Origin of the sequence: Aeromonas schubertii (assembly GCF_000820105.1) — a bacterium.
Classification (GTDB): domain Bacteria; phylum Pseudomonadota; class Gammaproteobacteria; order Enterobacterales; family Aeromonadaceae; genus Aeromonas; species Aeromonas schubertii.
The window spans coordinates 17,352-33,639 of record NZ_CDDB01000063.1; the positions used below are offsets into that span (position 1 = coordinate 17,352).

12 protein-coding genes and 2 tRNA genes are annotated in these 16,288 nt (G+C 60.7%); 1 reads left to right on the top strand and 13 read right to left on the bottom strand.

Features of this window, described 5'->3' with window-relative positions; all coding sequences use genetic code 11:
* The first annotated feature begins 147 nt into the window (after positions 1 to 147).
* Positions 148 to 2,232, top strand: a complete 2,085-nt coding sequence (locus BN1133_RS12300; protein WP_050666818.1) for an alpha-amylase — start codon at positions 148 to 150, stop codon at positions 2,230 to 2,232.
* A 73-nt stretch (positions 2,233 to 2,305) separates the two neighbouring features.
* Here BN1133_RS12300 and pnp read toward each other — a convergent pair whose 3' ends face one another.
* The 13 genes from pnp to ftsH all read right to left on the bottom strand — a co-directional run bounded on the left by pnp (position 2,306) and on the right by ftsH (position 16,287).
* Positions 2,306 to 4,450, bottom strand: coding sequence for a polyribonucleotide nucleotidyltransferase (gene pnp / locus BN1133_RS12305; protein ID WP_050666819.1), 2,145 nt, complete (start codon positions 4,448 to 4,450; stop codon positions 2,306 to 2,308).
* A gap of 157 nt (positions 4,451 to 4,607) precedes the next feature.
* On the bottom strand, positions 4,608 to 4,877 hold the full coding sequence (rpsO, locus tag BN1133_RS12310; protein WP_050666820.1) for a 30S ribosomal protein S15: 270 nt from the start codon (positions 4,875 to 4,877) through the stop codon (positions 4,608 to 4,610).
* Between the two features lie 121 nt (positions 4,878 to 4,998).
* Positions 4,999 to 5,952, bottom strand: a complete 954-nt coding sequence (gene truB / locus BN1133_RS12315; protein ID WP_050666821.1) for a tRNA pseudouridine(55) synthase TruB — start codon at positions 5,950 to 5,952, stop codon at positions 4,999 to 5,001.
* A gap of 1 nt (position 5,953) precedes the next feature.
* Positions 5,954 to 6,382, bottom strand: coding sequence for a 30S ribosome-binding factor RbfA (gene rbfA, locus BN1133_RS12320; RefSeq protein WP_005347492.1), 429 nt, complete (start codon positions 6,380 to 6,382; stop codon positions 5,954 to 5,956).
* 54 nt (positions 6,383 to 6,436) lie between these two features.
* The gene (infB, locus tag BN1133_RS12325; RefSeq protein ID WP_050666822.1) at positions 6,437 to 9,130 is read right to left on the bottom strand and encodes a translation initiation factor IF-2; all 2,694 of its coding nucleotides are present in this window, start codon (positions 9,128 to 9,130) and stop codon (positions 6,437 to 6,439) included.
* Positions 9,131 to 9,155: 25 nt separating this feature from the next.
* On the bottom strand, positions 9,156 to 10,652 hold the full coding sequence (gene nusA / locus BN1133_RS12330; RefSeq protein WP_050666823.1) for a transcription termination factor NusA: 1,497 nt from the start codon (positions 10,650 to 10,652) through the stop codon (positions 9,156 to 9,158).
* Between the two features lie 14 nt (positions 10,653 to 10,666).
* Complete coding sequence (gene rimP / locus BN1133_RS12335) at positions 10,667 to 11,125, bottom strand: ribosome maturation factor RimP (protein WP_050666824.1); 459 nt, start codon at positions 11,123 to 11,125, stop codon at positions 10,667 to 10,669.
* A 163-nt stretch (positions 11,126 to 11,288) separates the two neighbouring features.
* Positions 11,289 to 11,365, bottom strand: a tRNA-Met gene (locus tag BN1133_RS12340).
* A gap of 89 nt (positions 11,366 to 11,454) precedes the next feature.
* Positions 11,455 to 11,539: transfer RNA gene (locus BN1133_RS12345), tRNA-Leu, on the bottom strand.
* An 8-nt stretch (positions 11,540 to 11,547) separates the two neighbouring features.
* Complete coding sequence (secG, locus tag BN1133_RS12350) at positions 11,548 to 11,874, bottom strand: preprotein translocase subunit SecG (RefSeq protein ID WP_050666825.1); 327 nt, start codon at positions 11,872 to 11,874, stop codon at positions 11,548 to 11,550.
* A gap of 210 nt (positions 11,875 to 12,084) precedes the next feature.
* A complete protein-coding gene (glmM, locus tag BN1133_RS12355) occupies positions 12,085 to 13,419 on the bottom strand; it encodes a phosphoglucosamine mutase (protein ID WP_050666826.1) in 1,335 nt (444 codons plus the stop codon).
* Between the two features lie 16 nt (positions 13,420 to 13,435).
* Positions 13,436 to 14,281 (bottom strand): dihydropteroate synthase, encoded by an 846-nt coding sequence (gene folP, locus BN1133_RS12360; protein WP_050666827.1) that lies wholly within the window; start codon positions 14,279 to 14,281, stop codon positions 13,436 to 13,438.
* 65 nt (positions 14,282 to 14,346) lie between these two features.
* The gene (gene ftsH, locus BN1133_RS12365) at positions 14,347 to 16,287 is read right to left on the bottom strand and encodes an ATP-dependent zinc metalloprotease FtsH (protein ID WP_050666828.1); all 1,941 of its coding nucleotides are present in this window, start codon (positions 16,285 to 16,287) and stop codon (positions 14,347 to 14,349) included.
* Between the last annotated feature and the right edge of the window lies 1 nt (position 16,288).

Sequence of the window (16,288 nt, forward strand, 5' to 3'; positions counted from 1 at the left end):
CCTGAAGGGCCCCGCTTTTTTCTATCCCCTTGAAACCGTTGTCATTTCAAGGCGGCTCACAGTTCCGCATCCTGCCAGTCCCCCCCGACCACTGTGCTGCCTAGAATGGGCCAAACCCCATTTATCGCCTGCATCAAAGGATGGTCTATGCGCCCCTCACTCACCCCGCTCTGCCTGGCCCTGCTGTCGGCGCTGCCCGCCGCGACCCATGCCGGGACGCCTCTTTTTCTGACTGTGGATGGCACTCAAGTCGCCACCCCCTTTAGCGACGGCAAGCTGGTTCACTCCCTCACCAAGGGGAGCTACCGCATTCAGATTGCCGATGCGGGGCACAGCTGTGGCAGCACCTATGGCCCGAACCAGAGCGGGCCGCTGCCCTTCGGCACCGCCCAACCCATGAGCGACTGCGCCAAAGACCAGAGCTTCACCCTGCGGGTCATGTTGCCGGGGGAGTATGAGTTCACCTTCGATCAGGCGCACGCCACCCTCAAGGTGCTGCGCGCCACCAAGAAGACGGTCGTCAAACGCGCTCCGCCCGAGGTGCCCTGCAGCAAGTGGGACGGGGGGCCGGTCACCACCTCCCTCGAGGGCGTCTGGCCGGACGGCACCCGGCTGCGGGATGCCTACTCGGGCCAGGAGGCCGTGGTGCAGGGGGGCAAGATCACCCTGACTCCGGCGGCCAGCAGCGAAGGCATACTGTTGCTCGAGCCGGTCACCCAGGCCAAGCCGGCCCCCTTTAGCTGGGATCAGGCCAGCGTCTACTTCCTCCTGACCGACCGCTTCCACAACGGAGACCCAAGCAACGACCACAGCTTCGGCCGCCAGAAGGATGGCAAGGACGAGGTGGCCACCTGGCACGGCGGCGACTTCAAGGGGCTGACCGAGAAGCTCGACTACATCAAGAGCCTCGGCATGAACGCCATCTGGATCACTCCTATGGTGGAGCAGGTGCATGGCTTCATCGGTGGTGGCGAGCAGGGGAGCTTCCCCTTCTATGCCTACCACGGCTACTGGGCCCTCGACTTCACCAAAATCGATCCCAACTATGGGGACGAGGAGAGCCTGCGCACCCTGGTGGACGAGGCCCACAAACGCGGTCTGCGCATCATACTGGACGTGGTGATGAACCACGCCGGCTACGCCACCCTGGGGGATCTGCAGGATCTCGATCTTGCCTCCCTCACGGCGCAGCGCGACAAGCTGCCGGCGCGCTGGAACAGCTGGACCCCGAGCGGCGGCCTCAACTGGCATGGCTACAACCAGTTTATCAACTACCAGTCGAACGACTGGAGCCGGTGGTGGGGCGCCGACTGGGTGCGTGCCGACCTGCCAGGCTACCCCAAGCCGGGTAACGACGACGTGCAGGGATCGGTGGCCGGACTGCCCGATTTTCTCACCGAGTCCACCGAGGCGGTGGATCTGCCCGAGTTTCTCAAGCACAAGGCCGACACCCGTGCCAGAACCATTCCCAATGCGAGCGTGAGCGACTACCTCATCGCCTGGCACACCGACTGGGTACGCCGCTTTGGTATCGACGGCTTTCGGGGTGATACGGTCAAACATCTGGAGCCCGCCGTCTGGGCCAGGCTGAAACAGGCGGGCAGCGAGGCGCTCCGGGAGTGGAAGGCGGCCAACCCCGACAAGAAGATCGACGATCTCCCCTTCTACATGGTCGGTGAGGTGTGGGATCACGGGGTGAGCAAGGATCTCTGGTACGACAACGGCTTCGACTCGGTCATCAACTTCGACTACCAGAGAGAAGGCGCCCTTACCCATGCCCAGTGCATGAGCCAGGCCGAGGAGACCTATGCCTCCTACGCCAGGCGCATCAACGGCGATGCAAGCTTCAACGTGCTGAGCTACATCTCCTCCCACGATACCAAGCTCTTCTTCGGGGACTATCAGGACGTGGGTCTGCAAAAGCGGGTGGCCAACAGCTTCCTGCTGCTGCCGGGCGGGGTGCAGGTCTACTATGGTGACGAGTCTGGCCGGGGTCTGGCCAAGGATGGGGGCGTGTTCGATCAGGCCCTGCGCGCCGACATGAACTGGGGCGAGCTCGGCCAGGGTGAGAAGGCGGGCTTGCTGCGCCACTGGCAGAAGCTCGGTCAGTTCCGTGCCGCCCATCCGGCCATCGCCGCCGGCAGCCACCGGAAGCTCTCCGGCGCGCCCTACGCCTTCGTGCGAGAGCAGGGAGAAGACAAGGTGGTGGTGGTCTTCGCCGGTCGCTCATAAGCCTGCAGCGGCCTTCCTGGCAAGCAGAGATAAAAAAAGCCGCCCAATCGGGCGGCTTCTTCTTGGGCATGCCTTACTCGGCAGCCGGCTCTTCGGCGGCAGCGGCAGGTGCAGCTTCGGCAGCCGGCGCGGCGGCCTCGGCGTTGGCTTCCTTGATGGAGAGGCGCACGCGACCCTGACGGTCCACTTCCAGCACCTTCACCTTGACCATGTCACCGATGTTCAGGTAGTCGGCCACGTTCTGCACGCGCTCTTCGGTGATCTGGGAGATGTGCACCAGACCATCCTTGCCAGGCAGGATGTTGACGAAGGCACCGAAGTCGGCCAGACGCACGACCTTACCTTCGTAGATGCGGCCCACTTCCACCTCGGCGGTGATGGCTTCGATGCGGCGAATGGCTTCCTTGGCGGCATCGCCATCCACGGCGGCGATACGCACGGTACCGTCGTCATCGAGCTCGATGTTGGTGCCGGTCTCTTCGGTCAGGGCACGGATCACGGAGCCACCCTTACCGATGACGTCCTTGATTTTCTCCGGGCTGATCTTGATGGTGTGGATACGCGGAGCGAAATCGGAGATCTCGTCGCGCGGGGCGTTGATAGCCTGATCCATCACCTTCAGGATGTGCAGACGCGCGTCACGGGCCTGCTTCAGGGCGATCTCCATGATCTCCTTGGTGATACCCTCGATCTTGATGTCCATCTGCAGGGCGGTCACGCCCTCGGTGGTACCGGCAACCTTGAAGTCCATATCGCCCAGGTGATCTTCGTCACCCAGGATGTCGGACAGCACGACGAAGCCGTCTTCTTCCTTCACCAGACCCATGGCGATGCCGGCAACGGAGGCCTTGATCGGCACACCGGCGTCCATCAGGGCCAGGGAAGTACCACAGACGGAGGCCATGGAGGAGGAGCCGTTGGATTCGGTGATCTCAGACACCACACGCACCACGTACGGGAACTCGTCGGCGCTCGGCATCACGGCGGCAACGCCACGCTTGGCCAGACGACCGTGGCCGATTTCGCGGCGCTTGGGGCTGCCCATCATGCCGGTCTCGCCGACGCAGTAGGGCGGGAAGTTGTAGTGCAGCATGAAGCGGTCGGCACGATTGCCGGTCAGCTCGTCGATGTTCTGGGCATCGCGCTCGGTACCCAGGGTGGCAACCACCATGGCCTGAGTCTCACCACGGGTGAAGAGGGCAGAGCCGTGGGTACGCGGCAGCACGCCGGTGGCCACGTTCAGGGCGCGCACCATGTGCGGGTCACGACCGTCGATACGCGGCTCGCCGCGCACCACACGACCACGAACGATGCGGCTTTCCAGGTTGTGGAACTCTTCGCCGATCTTCTTCGGGTCCAGGGTCTCGTCGGCGGCGATCAGCTGCTCGATGACACGTTGCTTGATGCCACCGATGGTCTCGTAACGCACGGCCTTCTCGGTGATGCGGTAGGCTTCGCCGAGCTCGGCGGTGGCCAGCTCGGCAACCTTGTCCTTCAGCGCCTGGTTAACGGCCGGAGCCACCCAGTTCCACGGCTTGGCACCGGCTTCGGCGGCAAACTCGTTGATGGCAGCGATGACGGTCTGCATCTGCTCGTGGCCATAGACCACGGCGCCCAGCATGACGTCTTCCGGCAGCACGGAGGCCTCGGATTCCACCATCAGCACAGCGCTGGCGGTACCGGCAACGACCAGATCCAGCTGGCTGGTTTCCAGCTCCTTCATGGTCGGGTTCAGCAGGTACTGACCGTTCATGTAACCGACGCGGGCTGCGCCGATCGGGCCATTGAAAGGAATGCCGGAAACGGCCAGAGCGGCAGAGGCGCCGATCATGGCAACGATGTCCGGAGACACCTGCGGGTTCACGGACATCACGGTGGCCACTACCTGAACCTCATTGAGGAAGCCTTCCGGGAACAGCGGACGGATCGGGCGGTCGATCAGGCGGGCGATCAGGGTCTCGCCTTCACTCGGACGGCCTTCACGACGGAAGAAACCACCCGGGATACGGCCGGCGGCGTAGGTACGCTCCTGATAGTTGACGGTGAGCGGGAAGAAGTCACGACCGGCGTCGGCCTCCTTCTTGCCTACCACGGTGACGAACACGCAGGTGTCGTCCATGCTGACCATGACCGCGCCGGTGGCCTGGCGGGCCATCATGCCGGTTTCGAGAGTAACGGTGTGTTGACCGTACTGGAATGACTTAACGGTAGGATTCACGTGAATTTCCTTTTATCAATTTGGCCTTTCAAATTCGCGCACAAGTATACTTGATTCGAATTAAAAGGTAAGCGCTGCAACCGCACGCTTGATGCGCCTTAACGAAAAAAGGGGGAACCTGACGGTTCCCCCTTTTCCAACGAAATCGTGCGGTCGATTAGCGACGCAGACCCAGCTTGGCGATCAGCGCAGCGTAACGAGCGTTGTCTTTACGCTTCAGGTAGTCCAGCAGCTTACGACGCTGGGAAACCATGCGCAGCAGACCGCGACGACCGTGGTGGTCTTTGGCGTGCTGCTTGAAGTGGCCTTGCAGGTGGTTGATCTGAGCAGTCAGCAGGGCAACCTGAACTTCCGGAGAACCGGTGTCGTTGGCGCCACGAGCGTGTTCGGCTACGATCTGAGCCTTGATTTCAGCATTTAGAGACATGTGTCTACTCCAGCTAGAGTGTTTAAAGGTTCACAGCCGATCTCTAATTCAGCCGTGAAATGAGGGCGGTATCATACCATCTTTGCCGCACTTGGCAACGCTGCATGACACCCGCCGAACATTACTCTTCGTCAGCGCCGAGGCGAACCAGACGACGGGGAGCCACGCGGCCATCGTCATCGATCTCGCCAACGCCGATGAACTCGCGCTCGGGTCCGACCGTCATGCGCACCTGACCGCTCTGGGGTGCCCCCGCCACCTGGACCGCCTGGCCCTGGTTGACGTAGGCGGCCACCGCCGGCAGCAGATTCACCTCGGGCAGGGAGGCCACGGCGGTGTCCATCGGCAGCAGCAGCGGATCCAGGTGCTCGCGCGGCGGCACTGTCTGGGCACGGGCGTGCTCCAGGATGCACTCGAGCTGCTCCAGGGTCAGCATCCGATCGTACGGATAGCTGGCCACCTGAGTGCGACGCAGGGCAGTGACGTGGGCGCCACAGCCGAGCAGCTCACCGAGATCGTCCACCAGGGAGCGGATGTAGGTACCCTTGCTGCAGTGCACCTCCATCTTGATCTCGTCTCCCTCCACGCTGATGAGCTTGAGCTCATAGATGGTGATGGGGCGAGCCTCGCGCTCGATGACGATCCCTTCGCGGGCATACTCATAGAGCGGGCGACCGTTGTGCTTGAGCGCCGAGTACATGGACGGCACCTGCATGATGGGGCCACGGAACTTGTCCAGCGCCTCAATGATGTCACCGGTAGCCACATTGACCGGACGCTCGCTGACCACTTCCCCGTCCGCGTCGCTGGTGTTGGTGCGCACGCCAAGCTTGGCGGTCACCTGATAACGCTTGTCGGCGTCCAGCAGGAACTGGGAGAACTTGGTCGCCTCACCGAGGCAGATGGGCAACATGCCGGTGGCCAGGGGATCCAGAGCACCGGTGTGGCCCGCCTTGGCGGCGTTATAGATACGCTTGACCTTCTGCAACACATCGTTGGAGGTCAGGCCGGTCGGCTTGTCGAGCAGCAGGATGCCGTGAACCTCACGGCCCTTGAAACGACGTCTACGAGACATCTCAGGCGTTATCCTCAGTTGTGTCATCCGCCACATCGTCCTCACGACCGGATTCGGCCATGCGACGCTTGTCCTCACGGATGGTGTTGGTCACCAGGTTGGACATGCGCATCCCTTCCACCAGGGTCTCGTCATAGAAGAAGCGCAGCTCGGGCACCACGCGCAGACGCATGGCGCTGCCCAGCAGACTACGGATGTAGCCGGCGGCCTCACCGAGGGCGGTCAGGGCCTCTTTGATGCGCTCGGGATCGTTGTCGAGCTGCAGGAAGGTGACATATACCTTGGCATAGTTGAGGTCACGGGAGACCTCTACGTCAGAGACGGTCACCATGCCGAAACGCGGGTCTTTCACCTCACGTTGCAGGATCAGCGCGATTTCACGCTGGATCTGCTGTCCGACCCGACGGGTCCGACTGAATTCTCTCGCCATGTTTTTACACCTGCGATAAAGGGGGGCCGCAGCCCCCCATCTTGAACCTTCGAATTACAGAGAGCGCTTGATTTCCACGGTCTCGTAGACTTCGATCTGGTCGCCAACGCGGACGTCGTTGTAGTTCTTCACCGCGATGCCGCACTCGTAGCCATTCTTGACTTCGTTGACGTCATCCTTGAAGCGACGCAGGGACTCCAGCTCGCCTTCGTAGATGACCACGTTGTCACGCAGCACACGGATACGGTTGGAGCGCTTGACCACGCCCTCGGTGACCATACAACCGGCAACGGCACCGAACTTGGGCGACTTGAACACGTCGCGCACTTCGGCCAGACCGATGATCTCCTGCTTGTACTCCGGCGCCAGCATGCCGCTCATGGCCTGCTTCACTTCGTCGATCAGATCATAGATGACGGAGTAGTAGCGCAGATCCAGGCTCTCGGCCTCGATCACCTTGCGCGCAGAGGCGTCGGCACGGACGTTGAAGCCCACCAGGATGGCGCTGGACGCGGCCGCCAGGGTGGCGTCGGTCTCGGTGATACCACCGACACCGGAGCCGACGATCTTCACCTTCACCTCGTCGGTGGAGAGCTTGACCAGGGCGTCGCAGATCGCTTCCACGGAACCCTGTACGTCGGCCTTCAGGACCACGTTCACCTCGGAGACTTCGCCTTCGGTCATGTTGGCGAACATGTTCTCCAGCTTGGCCTTCTGCTGGCGAGCCAGCTTGACCTCGCGGAACTTGCCCTGACGATAGAGAGCCACTTCACGGGCCTTCTTCTCGTCACGCACGACGGTGGCTTCGTCACCGGCAGAGGGAACACCGGAGAGACCCAGGATCTCGACCGGCAGGGAGGGACCAGCCTCCTTGATCTCTTTGCCCAGCTCGTCACGCATGGCACGCACACGGCCGTACTCGAGGCCACACAGCACGATGTCGCCTTGACGCAGGGTACCTTCCTGCACCAGTACGGTGGCAACCGGACCACGACCCTTGTCGAGGAAGGACTCGATGACCACGCCGTTGGCCATGCCGTCGACCACGGCCTTGAGCTCCAGCACTTCGGACTGGATCAGAATGGCCTCCAGCAGGTCGTCGATGCCCTGACCGGACTTGGCGGAGACGTGCACGAACTGGCAGTCACCACCCCAGTCTTCGGACATGACGTCGTAGCGGGCCAGCTCGGTCTTGACGCGATCCGGATCCGCTTCCGGCTTGTCGATCTTGTTGACCGCAACAACCAGCGGCACACCGGCCGCCTTGGCGTGCTGGATGGCCTCGATGGTCTGCGGCATCACGCCGTCGTCCGCCGCCACCACCAGGACCACGATATCGGTCGCCTTGGCACCACGAGCACGCATGGAGGTAAAGGCCGCGTGACCCGGGGTATCCAGGAAGGTGATCATGCCGCTTTCGGTCTTAACGTGGTAAGCACCGATATGCTGGGTAATGCCACCGGCTTCGCCTGCGGCGACCTTGGCCTTACGGATGTAGTCCAGCAGGGAGGTCTTACCGTGGTCGACGTGACCCATGATGGTGACAACCGGCGCGCGCGGCTTGGCTTCGGAGGTCTCGTCACGATCGGACAGCACCGCCTCTTCCAGCTCGTTCTCACGACGCAGCACCACCTTGTGACCCATCTCCTCGGCGACCAGCTGAGCGGTCTCCTGGTCGATCACCTGGTTGATGGTGGCCATGGCACCCATCTTCATCATCACCTTGATGACTTCAACGCCCTTGACGGCCATCTTGTTGGCCAGCTCGGCCACTGTGATGGTCTCGCCGATGATGACGTCACGGTTGACCGCGGCAGCCGGCTTGTTGAAGCCGTGCTTCATGGCGTTCGGGGTGGCCATCTTGCCACGCTTGCCCTTGCGAGCACGCGGGTTGCGATCGTCGCGGTCATCGTCGCGGCGGCCGGTCTTCTTCGGCCCCTTGGCGGCGGTAGCACCACGGCGACGGCTCTCTTCCTTGCTGTCCTGCTCGTCTTCGGCGGCACGGGCATGCATGGAGGTAGTGACGTGGTAGTCTCCGCTCTCGGTGGCACGCTTGGCCTCTTCCTCGGCCCAACGGGCCGCATTCTCTTCAGCCATCAGGCGGGCTTCTTCCGCCTTCTTGGCTGCCAGTTCTTCCGCCTTCTGAAGGGCGGTCGCTTCTTGTTGGCGCTTCAGTTCTTCTGCTTCGCGCTTGGCCATCTTCTCTGCCTCTTGCTGAGCTTTGCTATCGGCTGCGTTCGCTGGCTGCTGCTGAGCCTGGCGAGCCTTTTTCTCTGCCTCGATACGCGCCTTTTCCTCAGCTTCCAGGCGAGCCTGCTCAGCCACACGGCGAGCCTTCTCTTCCGCCTCGTTGCGAGCCTTTTCTTCGGCCTCGCGACGAGCCTTCTCTTCCGCTTCCAAACGCGCTTTTTCTTCGGCTTCCTGACGCTGTTCTTCTTCCAGCGCCGAGCGTCTTACATAGGTGCGAGACTTGCGCACCTCTACCTGTACTTCCTTGCTCTTGCCACCAGTCCCCTGAACACTCAGGGTGCTCTTGGTCTTGCGCTGCAAGGTCATACGGGCAGGGGCGGCACTCGCCTCTTCACCGTGTTGCTTCTTCAGATGGGTCAACAGAGCCTGTTTCTCGGACTCGCTAACCATGTCATCGGCCTTGCTCTTGTCGATACCGGCCGCAGCAAACTGCTGGAGAAGACGATCAACCGGCGTGTCGATGTCAGTGGCAAGTTGTTTTACTGATACTTCTGCCATTCATATACCTCCGTTGATCTCGTACTTAGGACTGCTCTCCGAACCAGCAGATGTTGCGAGCAGCCATGATCAGCTCACCGGCCTTCTCGGCGGTCAGCCCTTCAATATCGGCAAGGTCGTCGATGCCCTGCTCGGCCAGGTCTTCCAGGGTGCCGATACCACGGCCCGCCAGGGCATAACCGACGGCGGTGGAGAGCCCTTCGAGAGCCAGCAGCTCCTCGGTCGGCTCGACGGCTTCCTTGGACTCTTCGCTGGCCAGGGCCTTGGTGGTCAGGGCTGCCTTGGCACGGCCGCGCAACTCTTCGACCATGTCTTCGTCCAGACCGTCGATGGCGAGCAGCTCGTTGACCGGCACGTAAGCGATCTCCTCCAGGGTGGAGAAGCCCTCTTCCATCAGCATCTCGGCGAAATCGTCATCGATATCCAGGGTGCTGGTGAAGAGGTTCATGATGCGGTCGTTCTCGGCCTGGTGCTTGGCACGCATGTCCTCGACGGTCATGACGTTGAGCTCCCAACCGGTCAGCTGGGAAGCCAGGCGCACGTTCTGACCGTTACGGCCGATGGCCTGGGCCAGATTGGCCGCTTCGACGGCAATATCCATGGTGTGATTGTCTTCATCGACCACGATGGAGGCCACATCGGCCGGCGCCATGGCGTTGATCACATACTGGGCCGGATTGTCATCGTACAGCACGATGTCGGCACGCTCGCCACCCAGCTCCGCGGAGACGGCCTGGACACGGGCACCACGCATGCCGATACAGGCACCGATAGGATCGATGCGGCGATCGTTGGTCTTGACGGCGATCTTGGCACGGGAGCCCGGATCGCGGGCGGCGCCCATGATCTGAATCATCTCTTCGCCGATCTCCGGCACTTCGATGCGAAACAGCTCTTTGAGGAAATCCGGGCTGGAGCGGCTGACAAACAGCTGGGAGCCACGGGCCTCGGGACGCACGGCATAGAGCAGACCACGCACACGGTCACCCGGGCGGAAGGTCTCGCGCGGGAGCATGTCATCACGGAAGATAACGGCTTCGGCGTTGCTGCCCAGATCCAGCACCACGTTCTCGCGGTTGCTCTTCTTGACCACACCGCTGATGATGGTGCCTTCTTTATCCTTGAACTGCTCGACGACCTGGGAACGCTCGGCTTCGCGCACTTTTTGCACGATCACCTGCTTGGCAGTCTGGGTGGTGATACGGTCGAAGGTGACAGATTCAATCTGATCCTCAACGTACTCGCCCACCTGAATCTCGGGCTCTTCAACCTGAGCGGCTTCCAGGGTGATCTCGGCGTACGGGTTTTCCATCTCGGCCTGGTCGGCAATGACTTTCCAGCGACGGAAGGTGTCGAAATCCCCGGTCTTGCGATCGATGGCGACGCGCACTTCGATCTCGCCTTCATATTTTTTCTTGGTCGCGGTGGCCAGAGCAGTCTCCAGCGCCTGGAAGATCTTCTCGCGGGGAACGGCCTTCTCGTTGGATACGGCGTCAACGACCAGCAAAATCTCTTTATTCATGTGGAAAAGCCTCGTTAACCAAAGTGCGGAACTATGTTGGCCTTCTGGATATTGGTGAAAGCCAGCACTTCGTCCTTACCATCTACCGTCAAGGTGATCATGTCCCCCTCGACAGACTTGATTACGCCTTTGAACTTGCGGCGGTTATTTGTTGCCATCCGAAGCGTTACCGCCGCCTCCTGGCCAATGTATTTCTCGTAGTGGGCGACCTTGAACAGGAGTCGATCCAGCCCGGGTGAGGAGACTTCGAGGTAATACTCCTCGCTGATGGGATCCTCTACATCGAGCAGAGCCCCCGCCTGATAACTCACCTCGGCGCAGTTTTCGACAGAAACCCCATTCTCGCTGTCAATGAAGACACGCAAGGTGGAGTGCTTGCCGGCGCGCACAAACTCGATGCCCCACAACTCGAAGCCCAGGGCCTGGATCGGCGCCTCGAGCAGCTCGGTCAAACGTTGTTCCAACGTAGCCAAAGTCACCCTCCGAAAAACAAAAAAAGGGCATAAAGCCCATGTCAGATCAGGTCAGCGTAAAACACACATAACAAAAAGCCCCGATATCAAATCGGGGCTTGGCGCTTTACCCTGATTGTCGCCTCGCAGCGACCGCACCCTGAGCAATGGGATGCGTGAAATTTGGTTGCGGGGGCCGGATTTGAACCGACGACCTTCGGGTTATGAGCCCGACGAGCTACCAGGCTGCTCCACCCCGCGTCCGAAATCGTGCGAGATTATAGCCATGTCAAAACTCAGGTTCAAGATTTGACTGGCTTCCTCAACCCTCAGGCTGAGGTCACTTCAATTGGTGCCGTGGGCGGGACTCGAACCCGCACACCCTAGGGCACTACCCCCTCAAGATAGCGTGTCTACCAATTTCACCACCACGGCATAAACCTTTAGTTGGGGACGTCAGCGTCTTTCTTTACCGGCGCTTCGGTCTTCTCAACCTGCTGAGGTTGTTGCAGGTTTTCCCAACCACTACCCTGAGTTCCCTTGTGAGTAGACATGTTGCCAAGCACCAGACTAATCACGAAAAACAGCGTAGCCAAAATCGCAGTTGTACGGGTCAGGAAGTTACCTGAACCGGAGGAACCGAAGATGGTATTCGATGCCCCGGCGCCGAAGGAGGCACCCATATCAGCTCCCTTACCTTGCTGAACCATCACCAGGCCAATCAGACCCAGAGACACCAACAGATAAAGAACCAACAGAATTTCGTACATTTCACTTACCTTTTCGGAAGGAGGGTCACCACCCTACCAGGTTTTCATCACCTCGTCGCTTACTCGCGGCAGGCTTGAATCCTCACTCCCTTGCGAAAGCGAGGCAGATAATATCGACCCCCCACCGCACTGACAAGCACTTTTTTGAAGTTTTTGAATCGTTTGAACAAGATACAATCAAGGCGACTAAAAAGCCGCCTCGACTGGTGATTAGATCGCCGATTTTACCCGTTCAGCGATCCGCTCTGCCATCGCACGCACCTGATCTTCGTGCTCCCCTTCCACCATGACCCGGATCAGGGGTTCGGTGCCTGACTTGCGCAGCAGCACACGGCCGCGACCGGCCAGCTCCTGCTCAACCAGGGCAACCTCCCCCTGTACCGCCTCGGAGGAGAGAGGATCCTGTCCTTCCCCATAACGAACGTTGATCAGGATCTGGGGGAACTTGGACATACCGGAGCGCAGCTTGGCCAGGGGCATCTCGGCGGCACGCATGGCCCCCAGCACCTGCAGGGCCGCCACGATACCGTCACCCGTGGTGGTCTGATCGAGACAGATGATGTGGCCGGAGTTCTCACCCCCGATGCGCCACCCCTTCTCCTCCATCATCTCGAGAACGTAGCGATCCCCAACCTTGGCGCGGGCAAACGGAATGCCCAGGGTCTGCAGCGCCAGCTCCAGGCCCATGTTGGCCATCAGGGTACCGACCACCCCTCCCTTGAGTCGGCCATTACGCAGGGCATCGCGGGCGATGATATAGAGGATCTCGTCACCGTCTATGATGTAGCCCGTGTGATCGACCATCACCAGACGGTCACCGTCGCCGTCGAAGGCAACCCCGAGGTCGGCCTTGCTCTCGATCACCTTGGCCGCCAGGGCATCCGGTGCCGTCGAGCCCACACCTTCATTGATGTTGAGACCGTTTGGCTCGCAACCCATGGCGATCACCTCAGCACCCAGCTCGCGGAACACAGAGGGGGCGATATGATAGGTCGCCCCGTGACCACAATCGACGACGATGCGCAGCCCATCCAGATTCAACTTGGAGGGGAAGGTGCTCTTGCAGAACTCGATGTAGCGGCCGGCGGCATCTTCGATACGCACCGCCTTGCCCAGCAGCGCCGAATCGACACAGGTGAGAGGGTGATCCAGTTCGGCCTCGATGGCCAGCTCAACCTCGTCAGGCAGCTTGGTGCCATCGGCGGAGAAGAACTTGATGCCGTTGTCGTAGTAGGGGTTATGGGAGGCGCTGATGACGATACCCGCCTCGGCACGGAAGGTACGGGTCAGGTAGGCGACGGCAGGAGTCGGCATGGGGCCAAGCAGGGTGGCCTTGAGACCGGCGGCGGAAAGACCCGCCTCCAGCGCTGCCTCCAGCATATAGCCGGAGATGCGGGTATCCTTGCCGATCAGCACCTTCTTGGTGCCTTTCTTGGAGAGCACCTTGCCGGCGGCCCAACCCAGTTTCATCACAAACTCGGGGGTGATCGGATAGTCACCCACCTTCCCGCGCACACCGTCGGTGCCAAAGTATTTTCTTGCCATTATTGTTGTACTCATCTTACTCGGAATAAAAATCGTGACCCGTCATGGTCATCCAAGCGACACGCAGGGCATCCATGGTGGGTTGTACGTCATGAACGCGGATGATGCGGGCCCCCTTCTGCATCCCCAGCACGGCACAAGCCAGGCTGCCAGAGAGACGCTCGGAGACAGGACGTTCAAGCAGGTTGCCTATCATAGACTTTCTCGACATCCCCACCAAGAGCGGCACTCCCAGCACCAACAGTTCATCCTGTCTCGCCAGAAGCTGATAGTTGTGCTCCAGGCTCTTGCCAAAGCCGTAACCGGGGTCGAGCAGCAGCCGCGCCCTCGGGATACCCGCCTCAAGACAGGCCTCGATACGCTGCTCGAAGAAGATGGCGACCTCTGCGAGCAGATCCTCATAGTGAGGGGCCACTTGCATGGTCCTCGGTTGCCCCTGCATATGCATCAGACAGACAGGCACCGCCGCCTCAACCGCTGCAGCCAGAGCCCCCGGCTCCTGCAGGGCGCGCACATCGTTGATGAGATGAGCGCCGGCGCGGCAACCCTCACGCATCACCACCGCCTTGGAGGTGTCGAGGGAGATCAACACCTCCAGCTCGGCAGAGAGGGCCTCGATCACAGGGATGACCCGATCCAGCTCCTCCTGCTCGCTCACATCCGGGGCGCCTGGGCGGGTAGACTCCCCACCCACATCGATCAGGGTCGCCCCTTGGGCAACCATCTCGCGGGCATGAGCCAGGGCATTGTCCAGATGATGCCAACGTCCGCCATCGGAAAATGAATCCGGGGTTACATTGAGAATGCCCATCACATGGGGCCGCTCGAGGGAGAGGTGCAGACCCTTGCTTTCCAGCAGCATATAAATCCTTCATGTCTTGGGGAAAAAGAAAACCCCGGGCAAGCCCGGGGTTGATGATGTGCGATTTACTGGGCCGGCAGATCGTTGGCCTTGTTGATGTCGCTCTCCGGCTTGGCACTGCCCTGTGTGGCAGGCTCGGCATCGGCAGGGGTACCGCCCTGAGGAGTGTCACCGTGTTCGTCGTGCCAGTTGCTGGGAGCCCGGACCTCGCGACGGGCCATCAGATCGTCGATCTGCTTGGCGTCTATGGTCTCGTACTTCATCAGGGCATCCTTCATGGTATGAAGGATATCCATGTTGTCGATCAGCATCTGCTTGGCACGATCGTAGTTGCGATCGATCACCTGCTTCACCTCGGCATCGATGATGCGAGCGGTATCGTCGGACATATGCTTGGCCTTGGCCATGCTGCGGCCGAGGAACACTTCCCCTTCCTCTTCGGCATAGAGCATGGGACCGAGACGCTCGGACATCCCCCACTGGGTCACCATCTTGCGAGCGATATCGGTAGCGCGCTCGATGTCGTTGGAGGCACCGGTCGATACCTTCTCGGCACCATAGATGAGCTCTTCCGCCAGACGGCCACCGTAGAGACTGGAGATCATGGACTCCAGATGCTGCTTGGAGTGACTCCAGCGATCCTGCTCCGGCAGGTACATGGTCACCCCCAGGGCACGACCACGAGGAATGATAGAGACCTTGTAAACCGGGTCATGATCCGGCACCAGGCGACCGATAATGGCGTGTCCGGCCTCGTGGTAGGCGGTCATCTCCTTCTCGGACTCTTTCATCACCATGGAGCGGCGCTCGGCACCCATCATGATCTTGTCCTTCGCCTTCTCAAACTCGGCCATGGAGACCACGCGGCGGTTCTCACGGGCAGAGAAGAGAGCGGCCTCATTCACCAGGTTGGCCAGGTCGGCACCGGAGAACCCGGGAGTACCGCGGGCGATCAGCGCCGCATTGACGTCATCGGCCAACGGTACCTTGCGCATGTGTACCTTGAGGATCTGTTCACGACCGCGCACATCCGGCAGGCCTACCACGACCTGGCGGTCAAATCGGCCAGGACGCAGCAGTGCCGGATCCAATACGTCCGGACGGTTGGTCGCTGCGATGACGATGATACCTTCGTTACCTTCGAAGCCGTCCATCTCGACCAGCATCTGGTTGAGGGTCTGCTCACGCTCGTCATGGCCACCGCCGAGACCGGCACCGCGCTGACGACCGACCGCATCGATTTCGTCGATGAAAATGATGCAGGGGGCGGACTTCTTGGCCTGATCGAACATGTCGCGCACCCGGGAGGCACCGACCCCCACAAACATCTCGACGAAGTCGGAGCCCGAGATGGTGAAGAAAGGCACCTTGGCCTCACCGGCAATCGCCTTGGCCAGCAGCGTCTTACCGGTACCGGGAGGACCCACCATCAAGACGCCGGTCGGGATCTTGCCGCCCAGCTTCTGGAATTTGCTGGGATCGCGCAGGTAGTCCACCAGCTCCTTGACCTCTTCTTTCGCCTCGTCACAGCCGGCAACGTCGGCAAAGGTGGTCTTGATCTGATCTTCACTCATCAGCCGAGCCTTGCTCTTGCCAAACGACATGGCACCCTTGCCACCGCCGCCCTGCATCTGGCGCATGAAGAAGACCCAGACCCCGATCAGCAGCAGCATGGGGAACCAGGAGATGAAGATAGAGGTGATGAGCGAGGGCTCTTCCGGCTTGACCCCCTCAACCTTCACGTTGTGATTGATGAGATCGTTGAGGAGTTGGTCATCCTGGGCCGGGATCACGGTCAGGAAACGCTCACCACTGCGTTTGACCCCATTGATGACCTTACCGTCAATCCGCACTTCACGGATCTGCTCCTGGGTCACTTCCTTGACGAAACTGGTGTAATCCAGCTGTCGTCCGGCGGTATCACTGGGGCTGAAGCTGTTGAACACCGACATCAAAACGACGGCGATAACCAGCCACAGGATTAAATTTTTCGCCATGTCACTCAAA